General features: G+C 53.8%; 12 protein-coding genes. 11 read left to right on the plus strand and 1 reads right to left on the minus strand.

What is annotated here, in order from left to right:
* Window positions 1–2 precede the first annotated feature (2 nt).
* From KXG62_RS14895 to KXG62_RS14935, 9 genes are all read left to right on the plus strand, one after another.
* On the plus strand, window positions 3–1,247 hold the full coding sequence (locus KXG62_RS14895; protein WP_218092771.1) for a CpaE/TadZ family protein: 1,245 nt from the start codon (window positions 3–5) through the stop codon (window positions 1,245–1,247).
* Between the two features lie 24 nt (window positions 1,248–1,271).
* Window positions 1,272–2,684: an ATPase, T2SS/T4P/T4SS family gene (locus KXG62_RS14900; RefSeq protein WP_246627458.1), complete on the plus strand. Its 1,413-nt coding sequence runs from the start codon at window positions 1,272–1,274 to the stop codon at window positions 2,682–2,684.
* 7 nt (window positions 2,685–2,691) lie between these two features.
* Window positions 2,692–3,672 (plus strand): type II secretion system F family protein, encoded by a 981-nt coding sequence (locus KXG62_RS14905; RefSeq protein WP_218092792.1) that lies wholly within the window; start codon window positions 2,692–2,694, stop codon window positions 3,670–3,672.
* A 24-nt stretch (window positions 3,673–3,696) separates the two neighbouring features.
* Entirely contained in the window at window positions 3,697–4,575 is an 879-nt protein-coding gene (locus tag KXG62_RS14910; protein ID WP_218092772.1) for a hypothetical protein, read from the plus strand.
* 26 nt (window positions 4,576–4,601) lie between these two features.
* On the plus strand, window positions 4,602–4,742 hold the full coding sequence (locus tag KXG62_RS14915; protein WP_218092773.1) for a hypothetical protein: 141 nt from the start codon (window positions 4,602–4,604) through the stop codon (window positions 4,740–4,742).
* A 30-nt stretch (window positions 4,743–4,772) separates the two neighbouring features.
* Window positions 4,773–4,949: a hypothetical protein gene (locus KXG62_RS14920; protein WP_218092774.1), complete on the plus strand. Its 177-nt coding sequence runs from the start codon at window positions 4,773–4,775 to the stop codon at window positions 4,947–4,949.
* 11 nt (window positions 4,950–4,960) lie between these two features.
* Complete coding sequence (locus KXG62_RS14925; protein ID WP_218092775.1) at window positions 4,961–5,122, plus strand: hypothetical protein; 162 nt, start codon at window positions 4,961–4,963, stop codon at window positions 5,120–5,122.
* Between the two features lie 11 nt (window positions 5,123–5,133).
* Window positions 5,134–5,598, plus strand: a complete 465-nt coding sequence (locus KXG62_RS14930; protein ID WP_218092776.1) for a hypothetical protein — start codon at window positions 5,134–5,136, stop codon at window positions 5,596–5,598.
* A gap of 61 nt (window positions 5,599–5,659) precedes the next feature.
* Window positions 5,660–6,214 carry a hypothetical protein gene (locus KXG62_RS14935; RefSeq protein ID WP_218092777.1) on the plus strand — a complete coding sequence of 185 codons (555 nt, stop codon included), beginning with the start codon at window positions 5,660–5,662 and terminating at the stop codon, window positions 6,212–6,214.
* Window positions 6,215–6,415: 201 nt separating this feature from the next.
* Here KXG62_RS14935 and KXG62_RS14940 read toward each other — a convergent pair whose 3' ends face one another.
* The gene (locus tag KXG62_RS14940) at window positions 6,416–6,820 is read right to left on the minus strand and encodes a DUF6223 family protein (protein ID WP_218092778.1); all 405 of its coding nucleotides are present in this window, start codon (window positions 6,818–6,820) and stop codon (window positions 6,416–6,418) included.
* A 329-nt stretch (window positions 6,821–7,149) separates the two neighbouring features.
* Between KXG62_RS14940 and KXG62_RS14945 the strand changes: the two genes are divergently transcribed.
* A complete protein-coding gene (locus KXG62_RS14945) occupies window positions 7,150–7,836 on the plus strand; it encodes a response regulator transcription factor (RefSeq protein WP_218092779.1) in 687 nt (228 codons plus the stop codon).
* Window positions 7,833–9,182, plus strand: a complete 1,350-nt coding sequence (locus KXG62_RS14950; RefSeq protein ID WP_218092780.1) for a sensor histidine kinase — start codon at window positions 7,833–7,835, stop codon at window positions 9,180–9,182. Before KXG62_RS14945 ends, KXG62_RS14950 begins: the two co-directional genes overlap by 4 nt.
* Window positions 9,183–9,330 lie beyond the last annotated feature (148 nt).

The raw sequence follows: 9,330 nt of genomic DNA on the forward strand, positions 1-9,330 counted from the left end.
GGATGAATGTATTGTTTGCGATGAGAGATTTCAATGGAGCCGCGATGGAGGCGCTGCAGCCGCTGCGTCTGACGGGGAACCATCTGGCGGCGGTCAAGACGCAGGAGCAATTTTTTGAAGCGATCGATCAGCCGTTTGATGTTATCGCGGTGCATACCGGCCTATTTCATGACATGTATCCTTGGGAATGGCTGCATGCGCTGCACCGGAAACAGCCAGCGGCCCGAATCAGTCTGGCGCTGGACGATGCCGTATATGACTCGTTTTTGCTTGAATTTATTGTCCGCCAGGCTGCCTATTACGGCTTTGCGGTGATCGACGTCGGCTATTCTGTCGAAGCAGTGCTGGCCCAGTGGCTTGCATTTGCGTCGGATGCGCCGTTGGAGAGCTCCCGGGCTGCAGTCGAGCCGGCGGGGAGTGGCGGGCAGGTCGTCGCGGTATGGGCGGCTGCAAGCAAAGACGGGGCGACGACGGTGGCGGTCAATACGGCGCTTGCGCTGGCGGCCGGCAGCAAGCTGAAGATCGGACTGATTGACGCCAATTTGCGCAACCCGGAAATTCGCTCCAGCCTCAATCTGGCCGGCGCCGGACCGAACCATTTCCGTCTGCGCTCGAAGCTGCAAACGCACTCGCTTCGTCCGGAGGAGCTTGTCGCGGCTTGCACGACTTACCGCAATATGCCGCGGCTCCACATCATGTCGGGCTCGCCGAGGCGGGACACCGCTTCCGATATGACGCCGGAGATGATCTCGCATTTGCTCGACGTCTCCCGTCAATCGTTCGACGTGACGATCATCGACTTGAATGCGTATCCGGATAACGCAGCTACCGTATGTGCGGTTCGGGGAGCCGATCAGCGGTGGCTCGTTTGTCAAAATAACTACGCTTCCTATAAAACAAGCTGGGGCGAATGGTATGAATGCTATTGGAAATATTGCGGCCTGCGTCCGTCGGATATGTCCTTGATCCTGAATCGCACATCCGCGGGAGAGAAGCCGGAGCGGATTGCCGAGCAGCTCCGCATGCCGCTGCGGGCGTCGATTCCCAACGTCGAAGGAGGGCTCGGGGTTCGATCCGTTCACGAAGGCGTGCCGTTATATTTTCAAGATCAGGCTGCCACTTTCGTGGAGGCGATCGGTCAGCTCGCTGCAACGGTTGCGGGCGATCGCGTGATAGAGGCGAACGAAACGGCGGCACTGCAGCGCAAGAGCGGCTGGCTGTCCCGTTTGACCGGGTTGTTTGCATAGGAGGGGAGTAATCCAGTGAAAGGGATGCCGCCCAACGAGACGAACCCGCCAAGCATGCGTCCCCGAGTCCGGTTCGACGCCGGGCAGTATTTGAAAGACTTGCTGCAAGCGCAGCAGCGGCTTCAGCGGGAGCAGACGACCGTCACGGAACGAACGAGGCGTATGCCGTTATCCGAAGCGGTCAAAGTGATCTACGAGCATTTGACGGAACGCTCGAAGAAAGATCAGGATTTGTACGAGGATATTTTGCAGGCAGGGCTCGGGGAGCCGCTCGCGCAAGTACGTATGAAGGCGGTAATCGACACGCTGCTGCTGGAATACCGGATCGATATCGATCCGGCGACGCTGGTGCAGCCGCTCAGCGCGACGGAATGCGTTTTTGCCGACACATGCGGGGCCGGTCTGATCGAGGATTTGTACCGGCTGCCGGACGTCGAAGAGGTTCAGGTCATTGGCTGCGATATTTTTTTGCTGCAGGGCGGGGAGATGACGATGTATCATCGCAAGTTCGCTTCGCTGCACGAGGTGCTGCTGCTGCAGGACCGGCTGTCCCTGTGCGGGAAAAAGCCGATCAACGAACGGCAGCCGTTCATTCAGTCGTATTTGTGGAATCGCTCCCGTCTGGTCATGACCCGGCCTCCCTATTCGGATCTGCCGAGCATCCATATCCGCAATTTTATCGTCCGCGACGTTACGCTCGATGTGCTGGCGGGTATGCGGACAATTAACGAGCCGATGGCCCGGCTGCTTCGGCTTTTCGTTACGTATCACGCCAGCTTTTTGATCGGTGGAGGGACAGCGACGGGCAAGACGACATTTTTGTTCGCGCTTGCGCAGGAGATCCCCGAGAACGAGCGGATTCGTACGCTGGAGAAGGAATTTGAGGTGGCACTTCGGGAACGGCTGCGGGGCAGCCGGAACATCTTGGCGGTCCGTGAAGTCGAAGAGCTGGGCTTATCGATGGAAGAATCGTTCAAACCGCTGCTCGTCATGAGTCCGCACTGGGTCATTGTCGGTGAAGCGAAGGGCGCGGAAGTTTCCCAGATGGTGCAGGGCGCGCTGCGGGGACATGACATGATGGGGACGATGCATACGAAATACCGCGATTCGTTTATTAGCGACGTCGTCGACATGATCAAGCAGGACGGGCGTCAGCATGATTCATCCGATACGATGCGGCGTGTCGCCCGGGCATTTAATTTGCTCGTGTTTTTACGGCTGGTCAAGATCGGCGGCAAGGCTTACCGCGTCGTGACGGAAATTACGGAATTGTTCGTCGACGCGCAGCAAGAAGTGCGGATCAGTCCGCTTGTCGTGTGGGATTTCGCGCAGCAGCGCTGGCAGTTTACCGGGCAAAAGCTAAGCGGACCGCTCAAGGACCATTTGACCGCCAACGGCGCAAGTGCGGAGCCCTTCCGCGCATTGGGGGTGTGGTAACGTGGACATGTTTTCGATGGCCATCGTGCAGTGGAGCGTCAAAGGCTTGCTGCTTGCATTCTGGATCGTCGGCTCGCTGATGCTCGTCCTGTTGTTCATTCGAGCGATGAATCGCTGGCTAACCCGGCGCATCCGGCTGCGGCTGTTGAATTATTTTTCGAGCATCCGGCGCGAGCCGCTCATCTCCCGTATCAAGGCGCTGCGCCATTTTGCCGATGAAATCGAGGTTGCCGACATTCGTCTCGGCCTGGAGCTGGTTTTGGCGTGCATGCTCATTTTGGCGCTTGTCGGCTTTTTCGGGGCGGATGCAGCCGTGCAAATGCTGCAGCAGCGCTTTGCCACCGGGACCGATCGGGACGCCGCTGCCCATGTCTGGGCTTTGAACGGCGTTATCGCGCTCCTGCTCGGGTCGCTTCCGTATTTTTACGTTCGTTTTCGCGTACAGCACAAGCGTCACCGGATCGCCTACCGGATGATTATGCTGGTGCAAAATGTTATCGGCCATTACCGGCCTCACCAGACGTTGGCCGACATGATCGTCAAAGCTTCCCCGACCATGCCGGGCGAGGTGCGCAGCGAATGGAGAAGGCTGGAGCTTGCGCTGCATATGCAGTCCGTGGACGAGGCGCTGTACGATTTTGCCCGCCGAATTCAGAATGAATGGGCCGACGATTTGGCTGACCTGCTGCTGATTGGGGCGCATTACGGCACGGACTTGACGGAATCGCTCCATCATCTCGTCGGCAAAATGCAGACGGCCAAGCGGCAGGAGGAAAACCGGCTTGCCATGATAACGGTATACCGGATCGGTACCTGCTTTATGGTCGCGTTCGCCTTTTTCGTCGTCGGTTTTAATATTTACGCGGACGGAGCCAACTATCGCCATTATTTCGTCGATCCTTCGGGTCAAATGCTGCTTCTGTTCTCGTTCATGGTTATGTTTATTTCGATGCTGCTGGTGATCCGGTCGGGGCAGCGCGCATTTTAGTTGAACGGGGAAGGCGGAATCAACATGTGGTGGCTGTATAAGCTGTTGTTCGTATGCCTGTTTGCCACGGGCAGCGCCATGCTGTGGCTATCGCTCGCCGGAACGTTTCGTTACGGACGGACAAGCCGCCTTGCGATGCTGCTCGAACGGGCCCGGAGCGCGGATCGGATTTCCTGGCTGCATGACAAGCGGCAGAAATCCCGGGAGGGGACAAGGGAGCGTGCTTTTCGCGAAAAGGCAAAGCTTGCCGGACTTCCTGCAGAGATGAGCTACGCACAGTTTCAGCTTTTGCGGCTCGCCGTGGCATTCGGTTTGCTGCTGATCGGTTTATGGACGATGCCTGCGGGGGGAATCGATCTGACGATGCTCCTTCGCATTCTGACTGCTGGTGTCTTCGGGTGGTTCATTCCTGTTCTGTATGTGTTAACGGCGGCCGCTCGCCGCAGAACCGGCTATATGATCGAAATTGCCAAGCTGTCTCACCGGCTCTCCGTTTGCGTGAGCGACAAAGCGGACATCCGGGAGCTGCTCATTCGCGCGAGCCGGACGTTGAAGCTGCTCAGGCCGCATGTGCAGGAACTAACGGTTCTGTGGGGGAAAGACCAGCGGGCCGCCATTTGGAGGTTCAAGGAAGCGGTCGGCATATCGGAGGTGTTCCCGCTGGTCAATGCGCTGGAGGCGATCAGCCAGGCGGATTCCAAGGCGGTTGTCACCGTGCTGAAGCAGCAAACCGCCGGCATTGAAGCGACATTGTCCTCCGAAATTAACCGCAAAATCGAAAACGCGCCGATCTGGATCAGCTTTTATATCATGATTCCGTTCAGCATCATCGTTATCTTGTTTTTGTACCCGTGGGTCGTGACGATTTCCAGCCAACTGCTGTCGAGCTTCCAGGGCTCTTGAGTTATGCAAAGGGGGGGGGGCAAACGATGTCCAAGATCGTGATTGCCGTGCTCATTACGGTCCTTATCGGGGGAGCGGCGCTGTTTGCCATTGGCAGACAGATCGTGCCCGCGACCGCTACGGCCGGCGTACAGACACGAATGCAAATCAACCAGGCGTTTCAATAAAACGAGTTCAGGGAAAGGAAGTCGATTGGAATGGGAAAATTAGTCGTTGCGTGCTTGCTCACTGTATTTCTCGGGGGCGTCGTCATTTACTTATCCGCCAACAAAATCGCTCCCGCTATCAGTTTGAAGGGTACTAACCTGAATACGAGCCTCACGACAGCCACCGTCAATCAGACCGACGGCACGATTTCTACGGCGGCGCCGTAAAGGAGAGCGGCATGAGTAAGCTGATCACACTTTGTTTGACCGTCGTTCTTATATTTGGCGTCTGTACTTATATTTTTAACCCCATGGGCGGGCAAGGCTTGAAGCAACAAGTTCGCGACGGACATACGACGCTGACGGGAACGGTGCGCAGCTTCGATTATGTCACGAATTGAAGGTGAAGCGGATGAATAGCGTTATTGCCTTTTGGCGGGAGGAGCGGGGGATGGCCAACGTGCTTGTCACCTTGTACGTTATGCCGGTCATGCTGTTTCTTTCGATGGCGATCGTTCCGTTCTTCGTGTACTCCATGAAGGCGGATCATCTGAATACGCTGGCGAACCATGCGCTGAAGGAAGCGGAGGCCGTCGGCTATGTAAGTCCGTCGATCATCGCAGCTACCAACGCGCGCTTAGCTCAACTGGGGATGGGAAGCGTGACAGTCGGTGGGACAGCTTATCCGTCCTATACGGGAAGTACCGATACGAAGGTGCTCCGGCATTCGGCGGACCCGACCATCAGGCTTGTACTGAAATACCCTGCACCCAATCTGACGCGTATATTGAGTGCCGTCGGCGGGAACGGAACGTCATCGACCCATGAAGGCTTTTACAATTTGGTTTTGTATGGAAAAAGCGAAGCTTACGAGTAGCGGTGCTGCAACAGAGTCGCATTGCAAGGTCGTCGGAAAGGGCGGTTGGTGTCCAGTGTCCATGAAAGGGTGGACAGGTTATTTGCTCAATGAGCGGGGCGGCGTGCATGTCCTCCTCTTCGGGTTGATGGGAATGATCTTCTCGGCTTTCGTCTGGGTAACGGCGTTCAACTGGATGCTCCAGACGAACAGCACCAACAAGACCAAATCGCTGCTGGATCACGCTACCCGTGCCGCAGCGCTCAATCTCATCCCGGCGGAGGCCGCCCTCGGGCGAATCGTGTGGGATCCGGGCAAAGGAACAGCCGATTTTTACCGTTATTTACAGTTGAATCTGAAGCTGGACGGCTCGCTGGTGCCTTTGCCCGGGAGCCACTTGAAAGAGCGGCTTATTGTCCATCGCCTGGAGCATGTGACAAACCCGTCTTATCCTTACGTCCTGTCTCGCTCGCTTACGCTGTACAGCGGCACCTCCGATGCGATCGTACGTCAGGTGCAGGTTACGATATACGGGCCGTCGATCGTCGCCATCATCGAAGTTCGGCAGCCCTTACTCGGCTACGGACGCCGCGAACCGATCGTATTAAGCAGCGTGGCCAGCATGAGATTCCGATAATATGGTTGAATAGGGGAGATAACCCACGTCATAATAAACCGGTTACAGAAGAATCGTATAATTGTTTCATGAACGAACACAATGGAAAAAAAGATAGGGTATGGCATGAATTTTCTCAGACGAATATTGAAACTGAACCTTCAAAAAGAAATATCGGGTCAATACACGAAAACTACAGATCGTTCCCCGCTATTGGTCGGGTCAGCCGGTGCGGCGGGAGCGGGCCAAAGTTATCCCAGCGAGGACTATGCCGAGCAGCCCCATCCCTATGGCCACGATGGCCCCAGCTCGCCCGTTGCCGGTGCCGAAACCACCGGTGGTTTTGACCAGATGCAGGCCAGCGAGGACTATACCGAACAGCCCCGCCCCTATGGCCACGATGGCCCCGGCTCGCCCGTTACCGGTGCCGAAACGACCGGAGGAACGGACCAGAGACAGCCCTCCAATGACCACGCTGATCAGCCCCACCACCGCGGCCACGAGGGTCTTGAGTCGACCGGGGGTTAATCCGTATCCGATATTACCGCTCGTCGCTTCAGCAGAGACAATAGTCGGCACAAGTAGAAGTGCACAAATCGTCACGAATGAAACTAGCTTCATTTTCATTTTTATTTGCTCCTCTTTTGTATTTGCAAACTGTGCTGATCCCAGCTAATCATTTTTCCTCTCCCTCCATCCATGGTTGGCTTGGATTAAAACTCCATTCGAACACTTCGTACCACCACGGTTTATACCTTGATTATTCATCTTTGAATCCCCTCCTTCGTTTGAGAATGATGTACACCATGCTGCCGCGTTCCTCTATGCTCAAACATACTTTATCAAGCTGATGTTAAGGACTTGTGGAGAACAGTTCCTTTTTACATGGTGATCATAATTTTGCTGGAAAAATAAGCTATAATACGAGTAAAACAGCAGAAAGAAGCGGGATTCAGATGGAAACGACGTTACTTCTGGTGGACGATGAAGTGAAAATGCTCGAGGCGATGGCTTCATATTTACAAAATGAAGGGTTTCGAATTGTAACCGCCACGACGGGCAAGGATGCGCTGACTGCAGCCCAAACGGCGTGTCCGGCTTTGGTTGTTTTAGACTGGATGCTTCCGGGAATGAGCGGAATCGATGTTTGCCGCGAGCTTCGGAATAAGGGCAATTATGGAATCATTATGTTGACGGCAAAAACAGAGGAGACGGATAAAATTGTCGGTTTGGAAGTCGGAGCCGACGATTACATGACAAAGCCCTACAGCCTAAGGGAGCTCACGGCGAGAATACGTTCCGTATTACGCCGCATTCAGGGTACATCCGAAGAAATTCAGATGATTATAAGGGGAGATTTGACGATTATCGAATCGAAATGCCAGGTCATGAAGGAAGGCGCGGAAGTTGTTCTTACTCCTACGGAATTCAAACTATTGATTGCTTTGGCCGCCAAACCTGGTATTGTATTCAGTCGGCTTCAACTGATGAAATCGGTCATGGAAGACGATTTCATCAACTACGAGCGCACGATCGACTCCCACATCAGCAACTTGCGGAAAAAGATCGAGAACGATCCGGCGATCCCCAAATATATTCAAACCGTGTTCGGATTCGGTTATCGATTCGGTGACAAGTTATGAACGTGCGGTGGTGCATCGGGGATAAACTGTTTGTCGCGATGGCGATTCTTGTTCTTTTTGTCACGGTGGGCTACTACGGAGCAACCCAAGGATACTTAAAGAATCGCTTTGAAGATTACTTCAAAGCAAAAACGACAGAGTTGGTTGAAATCTATTATAAGGAGCATAACAATTCTTGGGTAGGCATAGAGGAGCTGAAGATTTCAGACGAATTGGAGCAGCGAAATCCGGATCAACGCGAGATCGCGCTCTTGTCACCGGATGGCAGCACTTTATTTTTTAGAGGGTCGGGCGATCCCGAGTCGTTGATACGGCAGGGGAAATGGAATACCGTCGTGGTAAACGGAACAGTGGTCGGCACGATCTATGTAAATAGTTGGGAATCGTCCGAAGACCGTCTATTAAAAAAGTATATTCTGGACTCCATGCGCACCTCGAGTTTCAGAGTACCGGTCGTAACCGGGATCGTTGCATTGCTTCTTGGGCTGTGGTTAGTCAAAAAATTAACGCAGCCTCTGAATCGTCTCATCCCCGCCATACAAAAAATGGCAGACGGAAAGCTGCATAATCGCATTCCCGTGACAACGCGAGATGAATTCGGGAAAGTAACCGAAGCGCTCAATCATATGGCACAGCAGCTGCTTCGCGCAGAAGAGGCGCGGAAAAATTTGACGGCTGATGTGGCGCATGAATTGAGGACACCGCTTTCCATTATTCAATGTCAAATGGAATTGATGCAAGAGCGAGGGCGGGACATTCCTCCGGAAGCCTTATTGCCTTTGCAGGATGAAGTAATTCGTTTGTCCAAGCTTGTCGACGATCTCCACAAACTAACACTTGCCGAAGCAGGCAAATTGCAGCTGGACCGGTCGAAGGCCGATCTTGTTCCCCTTTTGGATCGGATCATCGATATGTTACATCCGGAAGCGGAAGAACGACATATCGACATTGTTCGTACATATCCGGTACAATCATTGAATGCGTTCGTCGATCCTAACAGGATGACGCAGGTATTTTATAATTTGCTGGTTAATGCCATGCGGCATACCTCGTCCGGTGGGAGGATTTCGATCCGTATTACGGATACTTTCCATCATGAGTTGCGTTATGCGGCCGTCGAAATTGCGGACACCGGGGTTGGCATTGCAGCGGAACGACTACCTTACCTTTTCGACCGATTTTATCGCGTTGAAGAATCACGTTCCCGTCATACGGGCGGCATGGGTCTCGGACTTGCCATTGCAAAAGAATTTGTCGAGGCTCATCAAGGCTTTATTTCGGTACAAAGTGAGGTTGGTCGTGTATGGTGCTACAAGATGTCAAGACAGTTATTTTGGTATAATTAAGGTGTGAATGAGTTCACAATGTTAATTAATGTTAATTGGTAAGCCTGTAAATCTTGATTCAGATCCAATCCTCGACTGGAAAAAATAAGAGGATAATCCCAGCGTCTCCGTACAGGAAGCTGTGGGCGTAGCCCAAGCGAAGGCGCGG

Origin of the sequence: Paenibacillus solanacearum (assembly GCF_910593845.1) — a bacterium.
Classification (GTDB): domain Bacteria; phylum Bacillota; class Bacilli; order Paenibacillales; family NBRC-103111; genus Paenibacillus_G; species Paenibacillus_G solanacearum.